Origin of the sequence: Nostoc favosum CHAB5714 (assembly GCF_020829495.1) — a bacterium.
GTDB lineage: Bacteria > Cyanobacteriota > Cyanobacteriia > Cyanobacteriales > Nostocaceae > Nostoc > Nostoc favosum.
Map to the genome: position 1 here is coordinate 1 of NZ_JAIVFQ010000065.1, position 20,246 is coordinate 20,246.

Consider the following 20,246-nt stretch of genomic DNA (forward strand, 5'->3'; position numbering starts at 1 on the left):
GGGGGGGGGGGGGGGGGGGGGGGGGGGGGGGGGGGGGGGGGGGGGGGGGGGGGGGGGGGGGGGGGGGGGGGGGGGGGGGGGGGGGGGGGGGGGGGGGGGGGGGGGGGGGGGGGGGGGGGGGGGGGGGGGGGGGGGGGGGGGGGGGGGGGGGGGGGGGGGGGGATGAGGGAGATGGGGGAGAGAATAACTAATGACGAATGACTAATGACGAATGACTAATGACTAATGACTAATGACTAATGACTAATGACTAATGACTATTAAACTTGTTCGCTGCTAAGATGAGCGATCGCTTGTTTAATCCAATCTTCGACATAAGCATCTTTGGGTAGTCCGATGTCTTCACTTACCACATGCAGGGCGTGACTGACTTCATGGGCAGTATATCCCAAGGCGAAGAGGGTCATTTGCACCTCTTCGAGAATTCCCGGTGCTGGCCCACCTGTGGCGACGAAGAACCCGGCTGATTTGCGCCACTCGACTAATTTGCTTTTCAGTTCCAAACAGATGCGTTCAGCGATTTTTTTGCCGACACCGGGAGCCTGAATTAATATTTGTGTATTGCCAGCGATAATTGCTTGGACTAAATCTGGTAGTTCCAGAGTGTCCAGGAGTGCGATCGCTAAGGCTGCACCAATACCTGTGACAGTCAGCAAGTGGCGAAATAAATCGCGTTCGGATGGCGAAGCAAAGCCATACAGAAAGGGCACTTCTTCACGAATTTGGAAATGGGTAAAAATTTGCGCCACTCCTCCCGACTCTGGTAACTGGTTTGCTAGCCGTTGGGGAACTTGCAAATCATACCCCAAGCCATTCACTTCCAAAGTCAGAATCACGCGATTAGCGCCAATTGTTTGGATACCAGCGACTATACCTTTTAGATAACTAATCATTACAAAAAACCAAAATAATTTAAGCCTTCGATAATTCCACCTGCACAAAAACATGAAGCCAGGTAGCGGTGTTCAGAGGGATGCTCATTGTGCCATTGGAGTAACTCTTTTCGGGCATTCCCCACAATGATTCCCCGGGCGTTGTCTACAGCAAATAAAGCAATATCATTACCTGAATCACCACAGACAACTGTTTGTTCTGCTGCAAATTTCCACTTTTGGCGTAAAAACTGCATTGCCTGACCTTTATCGCTGCTATGGGGTACAATGTCAAGGTCAATACCGCTACTGTAGATTAACTTTACATTTAATTTATATTTCTGCAACTGCGCTTCAAGTTGTGGTAGAACTTTCGCAGAGGCATTTTGTTCTAGGAAAAAGCTCACTTTAAAGGGACGCTGTTCTGAATCTGGTTGCCGAACTAACTCACGGTATTTTTTAGTAATAGATAATACAGTTTCCCTTTCCCATCCCGGAGAGAGGATTTCTGACCAACTTGAGTCTGGAGTATCAGTACCATCAAGGTAAATTTCTGTACCCACAGAAAGAACGAGGGCATCGGGTTGCAAAAGATTTTTTTGAGCTTGGAGTTCTTTGTAAAGTACAGGCGATCGCCCAGTAGAATAAACGATTTTGGTACCGTATTCTTGGCGATGTTGACTCAGCAGTTGATTTAGTTTTGGCAAAGCGCTGTCATCGCCCACTGTGCGATACACGAGGGTGTCATCCAAATCGGTTACAAAAAGAAATTTAGCCATAATCATCTCTTATGCTTTGCTTTAACATCAAATTTGCACTTATTTAAAGAAAGCATAGATGTAGTCTGCTTTAATAAAAAAATCAGCCAGCAGATATACAGGAGAAATACTCCTTCCTGCAAAAACTGCTTTCATATCAAGTTCGGCAAATCACTTACGATATGTCATTGCGTTCGCCCTTGGCGTTCCCATTGGCGCAGCCTCTCCAAGAGTTGGGTATGCAACGAAGTGGAATGTTCGCCTTTGGCGTTCCCGCAGGGTAGCAATTCGCTTGCGGTTTGGAGATTGCAACTCTTAGAGACGCTTTGCGAACACAACGTTTGCAATGACAACTAATCAGCCGAACATGATATCATATCATGTCCGCATAAATAGTTACGCTAACCACAGTCATTACACCCCACCCCCAACCCCTCCCCGCTTGCGGGGAGGGGAGACAAAGCATAGCTTTGGCGGGGTGGGGTTCTTCGGGTTTCATAAGTAATCAAGCGGACATGATATCACTGTTATATTTCACGTAATAAATAGATTTACGCGATGTGCAACTTAATTTTTAACCTCACTTCCATTCCTCTCTCCTGCTCTTGAGAGGCTTTGAATTCTCCCCCTTCCCTGGTACTTAATTTTTAACCTCACTTCCATTCCTCTCTCCTGCTCTTGAGAGGCTTTGAATTCTCCCCCTTCCCTGGTAGGGAAGGGGGCTGGGGGGTTAGGTTCGAGTAAAAGTTGCACACAGCGTTAGATTTATAAGTTCATTACAATGATTGCTGCAAATGCTTAAGCGTTTCTTATACATGAAAGAGCATTTGTTGCAAAGTATTAAACGTTTGCAACAACTAATTATACATTTGCTGCAAATGCTTAAGCGTTTCTTATATATGGAAGAGTATTTGTTGCAAAGTATTAAGCGTTTGCAACAAATAATTATACATTTGCTGCAAATGCTTAAGCGTTTCTTATATATGGAAGAGCATTAGCTGCAAACGTTCAAACTTTGACAACTAATGTTTAAATTTGAGCGATGTCTACAGAGACGTAGGACTGAAAAACAATGCAGAGACGTGGCAATACTGTTCGGTTAAGGCAAGAGACGCGATGAATCGCCGTCTATACAAGAATACAATCTATTTAAACTCCTCTACTGCTTGCGATCGCGGTTAACACGTCTCCATAACATCCACCAACCGAATTAATAAATCTCGCACTGCGTTTCTATCCCGCCTCGGAATGAATTCCGAGTCTCATAGCTAAAGTCCACTTAAGTGGACTAAATTGATTATTCAGTCCACAAAGCGTGGACTTCAGCTATTAGCCCTGAACTTTAGTTCTGGGCGGGATGTCGGTAAGTGTGACAGTTTAACCTGACAAAAATGTGGGTAAAAGAGTTGAAACGTATGTGGACAGCACTTGTGTGTACATCGTAGGTTCACGGGGCGGCATACCTCTGCGTCACATCGAATCAATAAGCGGGCATAAGACCCTATTGGCACTTGAGCGCTATTTAGAAGTGACCAACGACTCTTAACGTCAGACGATCGCGCTTGTTGATTTTTTAATCTTCACAAAAAATTGTACTGTTTTTAGCTTTGCGATTTACTGAGTTTTCCTCTGCCTCTGCCTTCCTCGATAAGTATATAAACCGAATCATTTTAAGGAAGGGGATGGTTTACTGTGTGCAAGTGCCACCACAGCTTGAACTAACTCTTGTGGATCAAGGGGCTTGGTAACATGGCATTGATAGCCACTGATTATCGCTCGCTGGTAATCATCAACTCTGGCATAGGCAGTCAAAGCGATCGCCAGAATGTGTCCCCCTTTTTCGGGGGTTAAAGTTCGGATTTGTTTAATCAGGGAATAACCATCAACTTCGGGCATCCCAATATCACTGACTAAGACATCGGGTTGAAAGGACTCCAGGTTTGCCAACACTTCTGCGGCAGAGGAAACAGTCAGGACTGTAGCTCCGTATTCAGTAAGCAATACTGTTAATAGCTCACGGGCATCAGGATCATCATCAACTGTGAGGACTCGAATCCCCGTGAGTTCGAGTGCTTGTTGTGACAAATTATCTGTCTGCTTGATTTCCGATTCAATATTCAGCAGTGGCAACTGGACTGTAAAGGTGGCTCCAAAGCCTTCACCAGGACTATCAGCCGCGATCGTGCCGCCATGAGCCTCAACTAACTGACGGACGATCGCTAACCCTAATCCCAACCCGCCATACTTGCGAGTAATTGAGACATCTTCTTGACGGAATGATTCAAAAATATACGGGAGAAAGTCAGGGCTAATACCTTTGCCAGTGTCGCTGACGATAATATGTACTTGATCATCGACTTGCTTTAGTCGGATTTCTACCCGTCCGCCTTTGGGAGTAAACTTGATAGCATTAGAAAGTAAATTCCAAACGATCTGTTGCAGGCGGTTGGAATCTCCAGAAACCTGCCCAATATTCGGCAGTACTGGATGCAATAGTATTGATTTAGCAACAGCTGCTGTACTTACCGTGTCGATCGCACATTCAATGACAGATGCCAGATTTACAGGACTAGCATCGATGCTGAGTTTGCCGCGCAGAATCTTGGCGACATCGAGCAAATCATCAATCAGTTGAGTTTGCAGTTTAGCGTTGCGTTCGATGGTGGCTAAGGCTTCAGCTGTTTTAGTTTCATTAAATTTGCGAGTTTGCAGCAGTTTTGTCCAGCCGAGAATGGGGTTGAGAGGCGATCGCAATTCGTGGGAGAGAACGGCAAGAAACTCATCTTTGATGCGATTGGCACGTTCTGCTTCAGCCCGCGCGGCTTGCTCTAGCTGGAATAGGCGATCGCGTTCAGCTTCGAGTTGTTTTTGCGCTTCGATATCAGTTGCACTGCCAAACCATTTGACAATTTGACCTTGCTTATCCTTTTGCCCAATTGCTTGGTGTAGATGCCATCGATAGACACCATCTGCTTGCCGCATACGACCTTCGGCTTGATAAGAAGTACCCTGTCGTACTGCCTTGCTCCACTGTTGAGCCATAATAATTACATCTTCTGGATGAACAATTTCTTTCCAGCCGATGGTGTGGAATTGTTCTGGCGTTAATCCTGTGAATTCCAACCAACGTTGATTGACATCGAGTAACGCTCCTTCAGGGTTAGCTGTCCAGACTAATTGTGGGATTAATTCTGCCAAGCACCGATAGCGTTCCTCGCTTTGGCGTAATGCTTCTTCTACCTGTTTGCGATCGGTGATGTCTTCGGCAATACCTGCAAACCGATAAATCTCTCCTATTTCATCTCGAAGCCCAAAGCAGCGATCGTGAACCCAGCGAATGCTACCATCGGGTAAAATAATCCGATATTCCTGATCAAATTTACCTGCAACAGCTTTTTCATGAAAGGCTCTCTGGGTCGATTCTCGATCTTCTGGGTGAATACGATCAATCCATGCTTGTTGTCCTTGATACAATTCTTCCGGGTTTAATCCCCACAGTCGTTTGTAGGCAGGACTGACATAGCTGACTCGATTTTCAGGCACTTCTCTGATCCAGAATACTGCATCAATATTTTCTGCAAGTTGCCGAAAACGTTCTTCACTCTCGCGCAGAGCTTCGGCTGAACGTTTGCGTTCGGTGATATCTATATCAATACCAGCCATCTGCATCGGTTGCCCCTGTAGGTCGTAGAACACCTTGCCCTGGCTCAATGCCCACCTAATTGTGCCGTTGGGATATACTACTCGAAATTCAATGTCATAGTCTTCTCCGGTGGCGATAGCACGATCTACATCTGCCAGGACGCGATCGCGATCGTCAAGGTGTAACCGCGCGACAAACATCTCGAATGAGCCGTCAAACTCTCCTGGTTGCAGTCCAAATAAGGCTTCTAGGTTATCTGACCAAGAAATTTTTCCCGTCTGGATGTTCCAGTTCCACGTTCCCATCCGAGAGGCTAACAGTGCCAATCGCAGCTGTTCTTCCCTCTGCCGTAGTTCCGCTTCTACCTGTTGGCGTTCCTTTAATTCACGCTGTGCCTGCTGATACAGTTCTGCCTGTCGCAAGGCGATACTCATCTGAGTTGCCAACTCTTTAAGCAAGTCAATTTCTAAGGGCTGCCAAAATCGAGGGGAGGTACAATGATGAGCAATTAGCAATCCCCAAAACTGGTTATCTTGCAGAATTGGTACAACCAGATGAGCTTTGACTTGAAATGCCAACAATTCACCGTGGCATGGGTCAATACTGCTATCATGAATATTTGATACTGCCGTGACTTGCCCCTGATAATAGCGTTCGATATAATCCTTGATAAAGGTGGGATCGTACCTAACAAGTTGCGATTGATTAGAGGCGATGTAGCTTTCAGCTAGGCAGGGATCATACATAGTAGAGAAAAGCAGCGATCGCCACTGTGCCCCAACCGATTCTGCTACTACTGTACCATTGCCGTCAGATTTTAACCGAAAAACCAAGACCCGATCAGTGTGAAGAAATTCTCTGACTTCGGCTACGGTTGTCTGAAGAATTTCATCCAGATTCAGCGATTGATGAATTTTTTGGGTAATATATAAAACTACACGCTCTCGTTCAATATGCTGTTGTAGTTGGGTGTGTAGCCGCATTGTTTCAATTGCCCCATTGATTGCTATTTGCAGCCTTTCTGGGGTAATTTGCTCTTTGACAATATAATCTTGTGCGCCCGCTTTGATCGCCTGAACTGCGATCGCCTCATTGCCCTGTGCGGTGACGACAATCACAGGTAGGCAAGGCTGTGGGGTCGAGGGTTGCAATTGAGCCAAAAATTCCAGTCCATCCAGATCGGGTAGTCGATAATCAAGTAAAACGGCATCTGGCTGGTGTCGCTGCCACAGTTCTAGTCCTTGCACCCCTAACGTTGCTTCCAGGATAGTATAGGAATATTCGCGATCGCGCAGCAAATATCGCCTATAGAGTTCTCGATCTTCTGGGGAATCACCGACAATTAGGAGGGTGCGCTGTTGCTGAGACATCGTAAATTAATTGAGCGGATAGAGTTAAAGCTCACATTCGGCAGATTATCATAGATAAATCAGTCTTTTTAACCTAATCGCGTAATTCCCCTTCCTCAGCCAAAGGCAGGGAGGGGATGTAAGCGAGTCAAAAACGAAAAACGAAACGCCCTATTGCTGAATTTTACCATAGGTAAAACAAGCAATGGGGCAGTTGAGTTTTTGACAATTCTTCTCTACAAGATAGGCATCGCGTTAGCTTTTTGGTTCCTGTTGAGATTGTATATATTCTTTGATTGTTTCTAGGGGTGCGCCACCTGCTGAAATAACACAATAGGCATCAGTCCAGAAGCTAGGATCTTCGCTTGGACAATAAAACTGTTTTAGATAATCTTGAAATTCTTTCCTAACAATCCGACTTGACGCAGATTTGAGAGAACTAATCAGTTGTGAAATATTGTTATCTGGATGAGCATCTACTAATAAATGAACATGATTTTCTTCTCCGTTAAATTCTAGCAAAATACATTTTCTTTTTTCGCACACTCTACTAAATACTTCCTTTAGCTTAGAAAGAATTGCTTGAGCAATAACATTTTTACGGTATTTAGTCACAAAAATCATGTGAAACTGAATTCTAAAAACGGCATGAGCGCCTGAACGTAGTTGAGTTTTCATCTTGACAACTGAATTAGACAATCGTATTGTACCATAAGTTAAGAAACTGAACGGGAGGTGATTACTGCTGGCGTTACGTAGAGCTACTTTTAGACTATACCCCACTAAACAAGTGAATGATTTATTGCACTATCATAGGCGGTTACATAAGGAACTTTATAACGCCGCAGTGCATAATAGAGTCAATTATTATAAAAAGTTCGGTAAGTCTGTTTCATACTTTGAACAGCAAAATTGTTTGCCGGATTTCAAAGATGTTTGGATAGAGTATAAGGAAATAAATTCTCAAGCTTTACAAGCTACTTTGAAGCGTGTTGATTTTGCGTTTCAACGTTTCTTTAAGGGGCTAGGCAAGTATCCGAGATTCAAGTCAATTAGGCATTATTCAGGGTGGAGCTATCCCTCATTTACGGGATGGAAAGCACACAGTACTGGCGATAATGGTTATTTAGAATTAGCGAAGATTGGTCAGATACAGATGCGAGGCAAAGCGCGAGTCTGGGGACATCCTAAAGCAATCGATATTGTTTACCGTAATGGTAAATGGTATGCGAGTATCGTTTTAGAAGTTGATGAAATCTTGCTGAAAAATAACCGCAAAACCGACAATGGGATTATTGCAATTGATTTAGGATGTAATGATGCTATTGCCTGGACTAATGGAGTTGAGAACGGATTAGTTTCTGCACCTCGATTTTTAAGGAAAGCAGATAAACAGAATAAACGCTTAAGCAAAGCTGAACGTCGTAAACGTTCACCGAATTTCAAGAAAAAAATCAAGGCTTCTAGAAGATGGAAGAAAGCCCAGAGGCAGGTTGGTAAACTTAATAGGAAGGTTGCTAACCAGCGTCAAAACTGGGTGCATCAAGAGACTACACGAATTATTAGCGGTAACAGCACGGTAGTCACTGAAAAACTAGAAGTTAAGAAAATGAGTGCCAGAGCTATTAAGGGCAAACGCAAAAAACAGAAATCTGGACTAAATAAATCGATTCTCGATGTGGGAATGGGCATGATAAAGGACGCTCTAAAAGCCAAGTTATCAGATGTTGGCGGCTTATTCGTAGAAGTTCCTACACGTCAGGTAAAACCATCTCAAACTTGCCCTAAATGTGGGCATCAAGAAAAGAAAACTTTAGATCAAAGAATTCACGTTTGCAAAAACTGTGGATATCATCAACAACGCGATATTGCATCCGCAGAAGTTATGTTGCTTTGGCACTCAAATAATCTACAGGGGTTGGGAACCAACCTCTCAGACGCAGATGATTCTAGCTCTATTTCAGGCACTCGTAAACGAAAGTCTGCGGGAAGTATGAAACAACTAGGTCGTGCGAAGCGTCAAAAATTTTGCTCTACGGGTGGGGATGTAGAAACCCCACCCACGGGCGTAGTAGGGTGGGGTAGTTCATAATAGCCCTAAAATCGTCATTTATGTAAGGATTTTACTATAGCCCTGTTTTATAACTCTGGGAAATGTGTGATTCGTACTCTCTGACTCATACAGCATAATTCAGAATTCAGGAGTAAAACACGCTTTATACCTGGGTAATAGACTTAGCTTGTATACCTCACCAACTTGAAATCTGCTGTAATATCATGTCCGCATAGATAGTTATGCTAACATGATATAATATCATATCTGCTTGATTACTTATTAAACCCGAAGAAACTCACCAGCAGGCTCTCGCTTCTACTCATCGCTCAAAGTTTCAATCAACAAATCTACCTGCTGCTGTCGTTGCTGCAAAAAACTTTCGCACTGACGCAAATACTCAACAGCACTTGCGAATTGCTCAAACACAGCTTCCAACTCCAACTCACCCGATTCAATACGAGCTATGATTCCCTCTATTTCAGCAACCTTTGCCTCATAATTCCAACCTTCCTCAGAACTAGAAGCACTCTTACGTTTAACCATCAACCTCTCTGTGTCCTCTGCGTCTGGAGCGGTTCGTTTACTTCCATAACCTTCACTTTAACCCCACCCTGCCCCAACTGAATCACTAACTCTTGCCCCACAGCCAACTTTGCCGCAGAACGAGCGATCGCCCCATCTTCTTGCCTCACCACCGCATAACCACGCTGTAACACCGCTTTCGGGTCAAGACTAGCCAACTTTTGCCGCAACAACTCTAAATGCTGCGTTGCTTGCTGCGATCGCCCCGTCGTAATTTGCACCAAATGCTGACGCTTCCAACCTAACTTGTCCACCTCCAGCTGCACTTGCCGATCTAACCGCAACCGTCGCAAACGATTTCGTAATACTTGCAGTTTATTAAGAGAATTTTCCCCAAAGTCATACACCGCCTCATGTAAAGCCACAACTCGCCCCCGATGCTCAGTATACAACTCTGAAAGTGATGGCACAACTAGTTCTGCCGCCGCAGTCGGTGTATGCACACAAGCATCTGCAACTAAATCTGCTAAAGATTCATCTCTTTGATGACCGATACCAGTAATTACAGGAATGGAACAACTAGCAAGCGATCGCACCACTCGTTCATCATTAAAACAAGCCAACTCCTCCACCGCCCCACCACCACGGGATAAAATTAGCACTTCGGCGCGGCCATCTCTTTCCACCCGCTCAATTGCTTTGACGATAGATTCCGGCGCTTGCTCACCTTGTACTGTAGCGGGAGAAAATAAAACCTGTAAACCTGGATACCTTTGCTTGAGAGTTTTTTGAATATCACCCCAAGCAGCCGCAGTGGGTGAAGTGACGACAGCGATCGTTTGGGGATGGGTTGGGAGCGATCGCTTTCTTTGAGCATCGAACAACCCCTCAGCCAGCAAGCGATTTTTGAGTTGTTGATAGCGCAACGCCTGTAACCCAACACCAGCAGGTAGAGTTTGCCAAACTGATAACTGATACTCTCCCCGTTGTGGATACAGGCGAATACTGCCCAAAATGATTATCTGCTCACCGGGAACGGGTATCTGGGCGAGTTTTGGTAGTTGGCTATTCCATACCACACACTTAATTCCGGCGGTGCGATCGGTATCTTGCAACGTAAAAAATAAACCACTGCGATGATGGTTAGCGCTGGAAACTTCGCCAGTTACCCAAACTTGCCGCAATTGTTCATCTTGCTCTAACAGCAAGCGGATATAGTCAGTTAATCCAGAAACTGAAAGTGCAGTATCGAGAATCAGAGAGTCGGGAAGGTCGAGAGTCATCAAAGATGCCTGAAAGCATTTGTGCTGGAGCGATTTTAGCATTTTTAATGAAAACAGAAGTTTATGCCAGTAAACGCTTTAATCTTTTGTAGACATCATCATCATTGCGCTTACCGACTAAAATCACTTCTATTAAATCTTGCTCAGGAAAATACCTGTAAACAATTCGATATTCACCACTATCAACTCGATATAAATCCTGATAACCAGATAGCTGCTTACTATCAGTTGGTAAAGGCTCAACATTCAAAGCTAAAACCTTTTTTGCAATCTGTGCTGCTATTTTAGGCTGTAAACCGTTGAGAAAATCAAGAACAGTTGCTAGACCATCAAGCTTCGCCATTAGCTAAATGCTCTAGTGCAGATGTAAAAGCCTGTGTACCAATCATTTTGGACTGACTCAGAGCAACTTCAGCAGCTTGACCGAAAACCATATCCTCTAATTCTTCCAACCGATTAATTAATTTTTGGTAGCTCTCTGCTGAAATAATCACATGGCTAGGCCGTGATTGCTTGGTTAGTAGAACTGGCTCAATAGCAGCCTTGTCAAAAACCTCACCGTGTTTGTTACGAGCATCTGTGAGAGTATAGGTCTGCATAGCAATTTTAGACTATTTTAGACATTTTGACTATATTTTAGCAGATAACTCTTCTCATCTCAATTTTGGCTCAAGATAATACACTGTTCATTATTGAATGTTAGATTTTTCAGTGCGTCTTAAAGCAATAGGTGATTACATTATTTGGTTTAATCTTTCAGAGACTGGAGTAACTGGCTAGGGCGTGCCATCTTCACAGCAACATAAAGATCCGGATAGTTAACAAATATATAGTGTTCATACTTGTACCAATGCATTTCACCCTTTTCTTTGTTACAAACCTGGCAAATAACCCATAAATTCTTGAATTCCATTGATAACCAAGGATACTGTGACCGAGGTAGCTTGTGATCTATGGTCTTACCACCTTTGTCAGAGTAGTGAGATCCACAAATTGGACAGTACCAATTGGAATTTTCTCTCACCCAATCTTTACTATCTTGAGTTGTACCGCACTCATAATCACCATTAATATAGCGCCAATAATCGAATTTCCTATAAGTTTCAAAATCTTCATGAGTTAGCCTGTGATATCGCTTATTACCAATTTTGTCCGCAAGCTCAAATAATTCTTTAAGTTCTTTCTCTTCAATGTTAACCATATTTATTGCTAAACCTTTACTGTTCTATATGTCTTGTGATTAGGCTTTTTTTTATATTTAATATTAGTATTTTGACTAAAATCAATAAATTCAATGGCTGTCTCAGGAAACTGCTTATCAATTTCTTCTGCTACCTCGTTAACTTTTTTAGATAAGCTTTGGTTATAGTCGTTTATTTCTTGATTCGTGAGATATCTATTGCCAATCCGATCAGCCTCGATAAATAATTCTTCAAGTGTCAATTCCTCAAACTGATAATTACCTATAAACTCCTCTATTTTCTGAGAAAGGTTAATAACATTATCCCAGCCAATATTTTTGTAAAAATTTTCTTTTAGCCAAACTTGATCTTCTTTATGAAGCTTACTTCTATTCTTTGAGTTAGCGAGTTGAACAACCCGATAACTCATTCCTCTAAAATTCCTTTTTTTATCTTTTTGATAAGCCATATAGTCAGTACTTTATCCTAAAGTCCATTTGAAAAAAGTAATTACTGCTTTCCGAATTTCACTATCTTCATACTTGAGAATTTCTTTAGTATTTATAGCTACTTTGAGTTTAATTTGATCAACTAAATTTTTTAGAGATTTATTGTCTTTTTTGAGTTGTTCATTAACTTCGGTTAAATTTTTGTTTTGAGAATATATTGTTTTGAACTCAACTTCTAAAATATTATTTTTCTGAGACAAGCTTTTAATTTCAGCTTCGTATTTTTCTCTTTCTTGTTTTGGATACTTTTTAACTTGATCAATTTTGGCAGCATATTCCTGCTCCTTCAACTCAATCTCTTTAGTTTTCTTCGTTACCAGACCTTTCTGGGCAGCTTGAAGACGCTGACGCTTAATTAATTCAGAACTAGCAAAACGCGAAATAGCTCTGCGAATGGTAATTTCATCAGGATTGGTACTAAAGTCAATTACTTCCAAAGCACGCATAGCATCTGCTTTTGTCCATCCCTCACTTTCAAGTAGCTTAATAGACTGTGACTTATTCACGTTTGCTGAAGATAGTTTATGTAATTTATGTTACTATTATGGCAGTATATTATCTCGATGGCAACAAGCCAAATTCAAGCATAACGGTAACTTTACTAAACTTATCGATGCTGAAGACTACCTAGTTTTTTGTTGTGGGTGATCGAGATTTGACGAGCGATCGCACCACGATAGAGGTTTTCTCTCTCCAAAACAAAGCAGTCTCATTATGTACAGTGCATAAGGTCAGTTGTTTAGATAATTTTTTCTTGAAAACCCCTTGCTTACCCAGCCAAAAAAAGCTATCTCTGAATGCAAGTTGGTATCATTGTGCAAGACTACCCTAATCTGGTAGCGATCGAGTTACGATCTTGTTACACCCCTTTTTTGATTTGAGAAGTCCTATTCCAGAATTTTCTGGTTAAAATAGTATATCTGTTCTACTCCAACTTCCAGAGCAACACTCCTTAAAACCATATATTTAGAGGCATTAGAAGCAGGAATGGCTATCAACACCGATACTTCTGGCAAGCAAAAAGCGCTGACTATGGTGCTCAACCAGATTGAGCGCAGCTTTGGTAAAGGAGCAATCATGCGCCTGGGCGATGCCACCCGGATGCGGGTGGAGACAATTTCCAGTGGGGCGCTTACCTTAGATTTAGCATTGGGTGGTGGTTTACCCAAGGGGCGGGTAATTGAAATTTATGGGCCGGAAAGTTCCGGGAAGACCACAGTAGCGCTACACGCGCTCGCAGAAGTGCAAAGAAATGGCGGTATTGCTGCCTTTGTTGATGCTGAACACGCCCTTGATCCCACCTATGCTGCGGCATTGGGTGTAGATATTGACAATTTGCTGATTTCCCAACCAGACACAGGCGAATCAGCTTTAGAAATTGTCGATCAGCTGGTTCGCTCTGCTGCGGTTGATATTGTAGTCATTGACTCAGTAGCAGCATTGGTTCCCCGTGCTGAAATTGAAGGCGATATGGGTGACGCCCACGTTGGACTGCAAGCGCGGTTAATGAGCCAAGCCCTGCGTAAAATTACTGGCAATATTGGGAAATCTGGTTGTACAGTAATTTTCATTAACCAGTTGCGGCAAAAAATCGGTGTTACTTACGGCAGCCCAGAAACTACTACTGGCGGTAACGCATTGAAATTTTACGCTTCGGTGCGCTTGGATATTCGCCGAATTCAAACCTTGAAAAAAGGTACAGATGAATATGGTAATCGCGTTAAAGTCAAAGTCGCCAAAAATAAAGTAGCGCCGCCTTTTAGAATAGCGGAATTTGACATTATTTTTGGCAAAGGTATTTCTACCTTGGGTTGTCTTGTTGACTTAGCAGAAGAAACTGGCATTATTGTCCGCAAAGGAGCTTGGTATAGTTACAACGGCGATAATATCTCCCAAGGACGAGACAACGCCATTAAGTATCTAGAAGAAAAGCCTGAATTCGCTGACGAAATTAAGAAACTGGTGCGGGAAAAACTAGATAAAGGTGCTGTTGTTTCTGCTAACTCTGTAGCTAAAGCCAGTGAAGAAGATGAAGAGGAAGAAGTCGATTTAGAGCCAGAAGAATAAGGAATGCGGATTTATCTGCAACTTTTAATATATAGTGGGTTACATAGACAGCTAACCCACCTTTTCTAAAGTATTGATGAGTTATAGCAAGCCTAAGAAAATGATTGCCACTATTACCGCAAGCCGGAAGTCAAAATTTAAAAGTCAAAAGTCAAAATTTTTGTATATTAAGGCTTTTGCAAGTTTTAAAATGGTAGCTTGATTTCCGCCGGGCTGTACTATATGTATATGACGAGCAATCATTTTATTTTTATGGCGTTTGTCGTTGGAATCAGTTAAAAGAAGGGGCACAACATTTTTGTTTGTGCCCTTACGAATTGTCTATACTTCACGCAATTAACTTATCCCACGGCTATGTTTTCATAACCGTGAGGAAATCGAAGTCATTAGTAACTAATGACTAAATCGGCGGGCGGGGCGGCTATCCCGGACACCCCTTGAAGGGATGGGATTCCCGCCGATTTTCGTTGAAAATTGCTATAATTTCCAATTTTTTAGCTGAGATTCTATGGTATTTGTCTGCTAAAAAAGCGGTCTAAAATTTCTGATTTCTGTTCCGAACTGAAGTTGTCATACCAATCTTCAAACTTTTCAACTAGTCGAGGATTTCTGAAAATCTCTGAATTATCATCTGGTTTTTCAGTCAAAAGTTTTGGCCTGTTACAGGGATAAGTAAGTATTTCTACTTGATTATCCCTCTTTCGATGCATAAGTTGCATCAATAACTCTATTGCTACAGTTGGCAATACGCGGCAGGTAGAACTCATGAAAAAATCAAAAGTCATACTACCTAGACGGATGCGATCGCCATCTTTGAGCTTGATCGTCCCGAAAGCGCGATCGTCATTCACAAATGAGCCATTGGTGCTGTTGAAGTCTATAAAATAGAAGCCTTGATCGTCAATATATTGAATAGCAGCGTGGCGACGAGACATATAACTATCAACAATGCAAATACCACTGCTGCGATTACGACCTATTGTCCAGATTTGCTGTGGCTGCTGTAAACTTTGGGTCTGATTGTCGCACAAATTAGTCATCAAATAAACAGCAGAAGTATCCACTACACCATGTACATAACATCTCTTCCCTCTCGTCAACGACGGTTGAGATAGGTTTTCTAGCTGAAGAATTTCATCTAGAAGGCTGCTGTGGTGTTCATATAACTTAAGAAATACCTGATATAAAGTTAATCTCCGTTCTATTTCCGTTTGTGCAAAGTCAGCCATCATACGTAAACCTTGTATTACCTGATTTCGGTTGTGAATATTTTGCTTCAGCCTACAACCAGGGATAATTAATTTTTAACTTTCCCCTGCCATCTGAAAACTTGAGTGGCTTAAGAGCGTTAAATTTTACAATTTTTAAATTCGAGATTCCCTGTTGTTCCTAGCTATAAAAAGCATGGAAACATCTAAAACAAATTATTATGATCCTTTATTGTTTATTGTAAATAATCATTTGTTATTTGTAACACATAAAAATTATAAAGATTTGATTAAGAATCGCCAACTATCTACGTATTTCTGCTGGATAATCGGATATTTCTTAACATTTACAAGAGCGATGACTATCGTTCAACCCAACTATAACCGTCCTGAATTATTCGTGATAAAAAAGATCCCCGACAACTTTTACTAAGTCGGGGATCTGCGGGTTGGGTTGCAATTCTTACAAATTAAATAGGATTGTTATATCATATATATTTGGTCGATTCTGAATAAATCTGAGTTTTATCGATAAGAATAAGGGCTGATTTATCTAAGCTCATGAGAAAATAGAAGCCTTGTGAGCTTTATAAAACAATACAGTTCAGTTTAAGACTTGATCCTCCCTAAGCCTCCTTAAAAAAGAGGGAACTAGTACAGAACGAAGTAAATAGAGCAACCATTTAAAATCCCTAAAGAGCTTATTCCATAATACTTTTCAATGCGTGATTTTTGAATGCGTGACTTCCGCCTTGCGGTACTAGTCTGGGAGGCAGGGCAAGCGAGTAACTTCTCAAATTTAAACTTTTAATTCACAACAAGCCTCGTTTCCCATTGGGACGGATGGTCATCCAATTTGTTTTTGCTAGTGCAAGCTGTTCATCAGAAATTTTGGCACTGGTGAGATTAGCACCACACAGATTAGCTCCTCGGAGGTTGGCATTACTGAGATAAGCATTGCTGAGGTCTGCGCCTCGCAGGTCTGCCCCTTCTAAATCAGCATGGTTAAAGTATGCTTTGCTCAAATTAGCATCCTTGAGATTTGCTCGAGTGAGACTGGCTCTGCCAAAGTCACTATTGTGAAGATTAGCTCCCTGGAAATTAGTTTTTTGCAATTGAGTGGAATGGAAATTTGTTTGGGATAAGTCAGCACCTTGCAGATTCAGCAAACTTAAATTGTGTAGAGCAAAATCTCGTCTTCCCTTCTGATAGGCAGTTAATAAACCTTGGGTATCTAATTTACGCTCAACTTTATAAGTTTTAACTTGTGAACCATTACTGTTACTGTTAACAAAAGTCGTTGATTTGGCCATCCCAGAACCCTGGTGTAATCCAGCTGCTTCCGCTGCTGCCTTGGCTCGTCTAGCACGAATTGCTGCCGCTACCTGTGCCACTCCTGTACTGGTAGCAGCAGCAGAGTTGTTACATAAAACAGCAGAATTTTCCACGTGGTTATGTGTTCGCTCTTTAGACCCAGTATCTGATTTAATTAGTAAACTTTTTGCTAAACTTTCTAAGTATGGTTCTATTTCCAATGCTCTGAGAACTTCTGTCGCTGACTGATAGCGATTACGTACAGACACCTCTAACATTTTTCGCAATACATTGCTCAAGTGGTCACTCACTTGCACAAGTTGCTCCCACATCATCTCGCCAGTGTTGGGATTGTAATCTAAATCTTTAGGAGTTTTGCTAGTCAGTAAATAAATGCATGTCACCCCCAGTGCATAGATATCACTGGCGTAGACTGGACGCATAGCCATTTGCTCTGGAGGTGCAAAACCAGGAGTACCAATGGCATACGCAGTTAATGCTGTCTGTCCTGATTGATTTATCGCACCTTGGCTGATTTGGTTTTTGACGGCACCAAAGTCGATGAGTACCATTCTGGCATCTTGAGTGCGGCGAATTAAGTTGGCTGGCTTGATATCACGGTGAATCACCTTTTGATCGTGGATGTATTGCAGTAGTGGCAGAATCTCGCTCAAAAATTGCTTGACTCCAGTTTCGCTTAAGATGCCGTTAAGTTTGACCTCTTCCTGTAAAGTATCACCACTGATGTATTCTTGAACTAAGTAGAATTGCTCATGATCTTCAAAATAGTCTAACAATCTTGGTACTTGGGGATGATTGCCAATCTTACCTAAAGTTTTGGCTTCTCGTTCAAAGAGTTCTCTAGCCATCTGTAAAACGTGTGGGGCGCTTCCTGATGGGCGTAATTGTTTGATTACGCAACTCGGTTCTCCTGGTAAGCCTTGATCATTGGCTAAGAAGGTTGCTCCAAAGCCACCCTGACCTAATGGTTTGATCACCTGATAGCGATCGCGCAACAGGAGTTGCGAGCCACAAGAGCGGCACCTTTGACTATATACCAAATTTTCTGGATTGGGACAGATAGGATTTAAGCAGTAGCTCATGCACTGTCAACTCGCTGCACGAATAATCACGGTGAGTTGTTATACTCTCTTTCAATTATTTAGATATTAATCAACTCTTGCCAGGTAATTTTTGCTGGAAATCCTTTAAAGATTTTCTAAAGTTTAGCTAATATTACGTAAATTAATGGCAAAATAAAATAATTATTATACTTACAGTGCTAAATAGTATTTGGATTACTTTATACCATATTTAGTATTTATTGTGAATGGGTAAATTCTTGATTGTTTCTGTAGTCTTATTTTCGAGAATTGGTATTTAAAGCTATTGGAGGGCAGTGCCCAAAGCCAGTTGCTCTACTTGGAGCAAAGTCGAAGTGATGGCTTGGGCCAATAGCACGGTGCTAATGCTGCGCTATCGGCCTACACCTACAATGGCGTTTCCCCGAATCCCAAAGGGAGAGGCAGCACCAAGGCATAATATCAAGTTCGGGTGATAACTTATAGTAAAATCTGTCAATGCAAGTTGGGTTGTAGCAAGATCCACGTAGGGGTACGGCAGTGAAACCCAATATAAACAAGGATAAAATGTTGGGTTACGCTGGGGGAAGCCCCTTGTCTACGAGACCTTGTTTGCGTTCGGGTCTACGTTCTTCAAACGCCACTTCCTACCCTTCTCCCGACCGAGATAAATTCGCGTTCGGGAACGCTAAGAGCGAACAAGCCGATAAACCGCAAGGGCGCAGTGGCTCCCCAACCTAGAGATATTATAAGTGTTTAACCGAACCTGATATAAGACCGCACTGACTGCCTTACAGAAAATCGCTGTAGAATTTTAGATGTCCAAATTTGGAGACAATTTAGAATCATCTCCATTGGTCGTTAAGAGACTATTAGCTGGCTTTCATATTCACACTAATCAGTTGTTCGAGAAGTGCAAAAACATCACTGCGGCTGAGTTTTTCTTTACCACTAGCAAGGGCGTCAAGAGTGCCATTAGCCAAGGTTAAGGGAATTTGGCAAAAATCTAAGGCTGGGCCAGTAGGAAGGTTTTTGGTATAAGCTTCTGCCAGGGCTAGATTGCGCCGGGCATACTCTTGCATATTTTTTGCACTCCAACCCTCTGGGAAAAAGTCTACTCCACGCCCTAAATCGTCAGTATGGTTACGCAGAATATTAACTGCTTGTAAACCCCGGCCAAACCCGATCGCTTGGGTACGGTTAGTTTGGGTTCCATCGTACCAAGCCCATAAGTCCGATAGTAACAATCCCACTGCACCTGCAACCCCAAAGGTATAACGATCCAAATCAGATTCTGTATAAATTTTCCAGTTTCTTTCTGCCCAGTAAGCCATCCGGTCTGCCATTGCAGCAGTGGCATCCCAAATTCGAGGTGCAATGGTCTCTGGTGCTAGCAGTGACCATTCTCTAATCCGCACAGTGACTTCTTCTAAGGTATTCTCATACCCACTAAATCCTGCAAAGAAAGCATCTACCGCGAAGCCATCAACCCCTGCCTGTAATGTCAGGCTAATCGTTCTTAACAGCTTTGCTTTAGTAGCGTTATCTAGTTCGGGATGATCTTCAATTTCATCAATGGCACGCATACACAAATATGCTGATGCTACTGCTTCTTGTAATCCTGGCGGTAAAAGACTAATTGGGATATAAAAAGTTCGGCTAGTTTCTTTGAGGATTTGCAATGCATCTCTACGTAAATTCATGTTTTCACTCCCCGATTGATTTTTGCACCACATGAAGTTTGCAGTTTTTTGATGATACTGGATATAGTTTTGACTAAACTTTAAAAACTATAGACTATAAGATACGCTAGTATTTCATCTAAAAATTAATAGTTTTTGGTATTGCAATTAACAAAACTCTCAAATTTATCAAAGTCTAATTTAGTATATAGGGTTTTGGTCGCAAAAATCTTTAATGTGCCGTTTGATATAGCTATCATCAACTTTTAGTGTATATATAAAGAATTATGCTAATATTTGGTTGATTAGCGCGAAATTTTTCCATCAGGAAACATCCGTTGTCGGGATTTGAAAGTATTTTAAGTCTGCGTTAAATTGACTAAAAAATTATAATTATTGTATATATAAAGACAATTTAGGAAAAGCTGGTAATGGATAACAGTAAGTGTACGCACCTTTAGATACGAACGGCGGCTTATCGAAGAGTTGGGGTAAGTTAAATTAGACATAGAAGGCTGCGATGCCTGGGTTGGGCTACGTCCACACTTGATCGATTACGGAGGGAAACTGCTTACTGTTTAAGGTGGTATTAAGTGACCATAACCTAGAACCAAAAGTTCCCGTATATTTACGAGATTGACAATAAAAAAGTGGGCTGTTTGCCCACTCAATAAAACATTTATGAATATTTGACCTCTCATATCATGTCCGCTTGATTGC

General features: G+C 42.2%; 16 protein-coding genes. 2 read left to right on the forward strand and 14 right to left on the reverse strand.

What is annotated here, in order from left to right:
• Positions 1–260 precede the first annotated feature (260 nt).
• The 4 genes from ruvA to tnpA all read right to left on the reverse strand — a co-directional run bounded on the left by ruvA (position 261) and on the right by tnpA (position 7,300).
• Positions 261–893: a Holliday junction branch migration protein RuvA gene (gene ruvA / locus LC586_RS28305; protein ID WP_094328759.1), complete on the reverse strand. Its 633-nt coding sequence runs from the start codon at positions 891–893 to the stop codon at positions 261–263.
• Positions 893–1,651, reverse strand: coding sequence for a sucrose-phosphate phosphatase (locus LC586_RS28310; protein WP_229488544.1), 759 nt, complete (start codon positions 1,649–1,651; stop codon positions 893–895). Before LC586_RS28310 ends, ruvA begins: the two co-directional genes overlap by 1 nt.
• Before the next feature lie 1,644 nt (positions 1,652–3,295).
• Positions 3,296–6,643 carry a PAS domain-containing protein gene (locus LC586_RS28315; protein WP_229488545.1) on the reverse strand — a complete coding sequence of 1,116 codons (3,348 nt, stop codon included), beginning with the start codon at positions 6,641–6,643 and terminating at the stop codon, positions 3,296–3,298.
• 234 nt (positions 6,644–6,877) lie between these two features.
• Positions 6,878–7,300, reverse strand: coding sequence for an IS200/IS605 family transposase (gene tnpA / locus LC586_RS28320; protein ID WP_229488567.1), 423 nt, complete (start codon positions 7,298–7,300; stop codon positions 6,878–6,880).
• 67 nt (positions 7,301–7,367) lie between these two features.
• Here tnpA and LC586_RS28325 point away from each other — a divergent pair, with 67 nt between their 5' ends.
• Entirely contained in the window at positions 7,368–8,714 is a 1,347-nt protein-coding gene (locus LC586_RS28325) for an RNA-guided endonuclease InsQ/TnpB family protein (RefSeq protein ID WP_229488568.1), read from the forward strand.
• A gap of 279 nt (positions 8,715–8,993) precedes the next feature.
• Here the strand turns inward: LC586_RS28325 and xseB are convergent, their stop codons facing one another.
• The 7 genes from xseB to LC586_RS28360 form a co-directional block, all read right to left on the reverse strand.
• Positions 8,994–9,221, reverse strand: coding sequence for an exodeoxyribonuclease VII small subunit (gene xseB, locus LC586_RS28330; protein WP_229488546.1), 228 nt, complete (start codon positions 9,219–9,221; stop codon positions 8,994–8,996).
• Positions 9,221–10,483: an exodeoxyribonuclease VII large subunit gene (gene xseA / locus LC586_RS28335; protein ID WP_229488547.1), complete on the reverse strand. Its 1,263-nt coding sequence runs from the start codon at positions 10,481–10,483 to the stop codon at positions 9,221–9,223. Before xseA ends, xseB begins: the two co-directional genes overlap by 1 nt.
• A 61-nt stretch (positions 10,484–10,544) precedes the next feature.
• On the reverse strand, positions 10,545–10,826 hold the full coding sequence (locus LC586_RS28340) for a type II toxin-antitoxin system RelE family toxin (RefSeq protein WP_229488548.1): 282 nt from the start codon (positions 10,824–10,826) through the stop codon (positions 10,545–10,547).
• Positions 10,813–11,082: a type II toxin-antitoxin system Phd/YefM family antitoxin gene (locus tag LC586_RS28345; protein ID WP_229488549.1), complete on the reverse strand. Its 270-nt coding sequence runs from the start codon at positions 11,080–11,082 to the stop codon at positions 10,813–10,815. Before LC586_RS28345 ends, LC586_RS28340 begins: the two co-directional genes overlap by 14 nt.
• 149 nt (positions 11,083–11,231) lie before the next feature.
• Positions 11,232–11,684 carry an HNH endonuclease gene (locus tag LC586_RS28350; protein ID WP_229488550.1) on the reverse strand — a complete coding sequence of 151 codons (453 nt, stop codon included), beginning with the start codon at positions 11,682–11,684 and terminating at the stop codon, positions 11,232–11,234.
• 8 nt (positions 11,685–11,692) lie between these two features.
• Complete coding sequence (locus LC586_RS28355; RefSeq protein ID WP_229488551.1) at positions 11,693–12,133, reverse strand: hypothetical protein; 441 nt, start codon at positions 12,131–12,133, stop codon at positions 11,693–11,695.
• A 12-nt stretch (positions 12,134–12,145) separates the two neighbouring features.
• Positions 12,146–12,679 carry a hypothetical protein gene (locus LC586_RS28360; RefSeq protein WP_229488552.1) on the reverse strand — a complete coding sequence of 178 codons (534 nt, stop codon included), beginning with the start codon at positions 12,677–12,679 and terminating at the stop codon, positions 12,146–12,148.
• Between the two features lie 481 nt (positions 12,680–13,160).
• On the opposite strand from LC586_RS28360, the gene recA reads away from it, so the two are divergent.
• Positions 13,161–14,240 (forward strand): recombinase RecA, encoded by a 1,080-nt coding sequence (gene recA / locus LC586_RS28365; protein WP_229488553.1) that lies wholly within the window; start codon positions 13,161–13,163, stop codon positions 14,238–14,240.
• Between the two features lie 506 nt (positions 14,241–14,746).
• On the opposite strand, the gene LC586_RS28370 is transcribed toward recA, so the two are convergent.
• The 3 genes from LC586_RS28370 to LC586_RS28380 all read right to left on the reverse strand — a co-directional run bounded on the left by LC586_RS28370 (position 14,747) and on the right by LC586_RS28380 (position 19,547).
• On the reverse strand, positions 14,747–15,469 hold the full coding sequence (locus LC586_RS28370; protein WP_229488569.1) for an FHA domain-containing protein: 723 nt from the start codon (positions 15,467–15,469) through the stop codon (positions 14,747–14,749).
• 791 nt (positions 15,470–16,260) lie between these two features.
• Complete coding sequence (locus tag LC586_RS28375; protein WP_229488554.1) at positions 16,261–17,865, reverse strand: serine/threonine-protein kinase; 1,605 nt, start codon at positions 17,863–17,865, stop codon at positions 16,261–16,263.
• 851 nt (positions 17,866–18,716) lie between these two features.
• Complete coding sequence (locus tag LC586_RS28380) at positions 18,717–19,547, reverse strand: squalene/phytoene synthase family protein (protein WP_229488555.1); 831 nt, start codon at positions 19,545–19,547, stop codon at positions 18,717–18,719.
• Positions 19,548–20,246 lie beyond the last annotated feature (699 nt).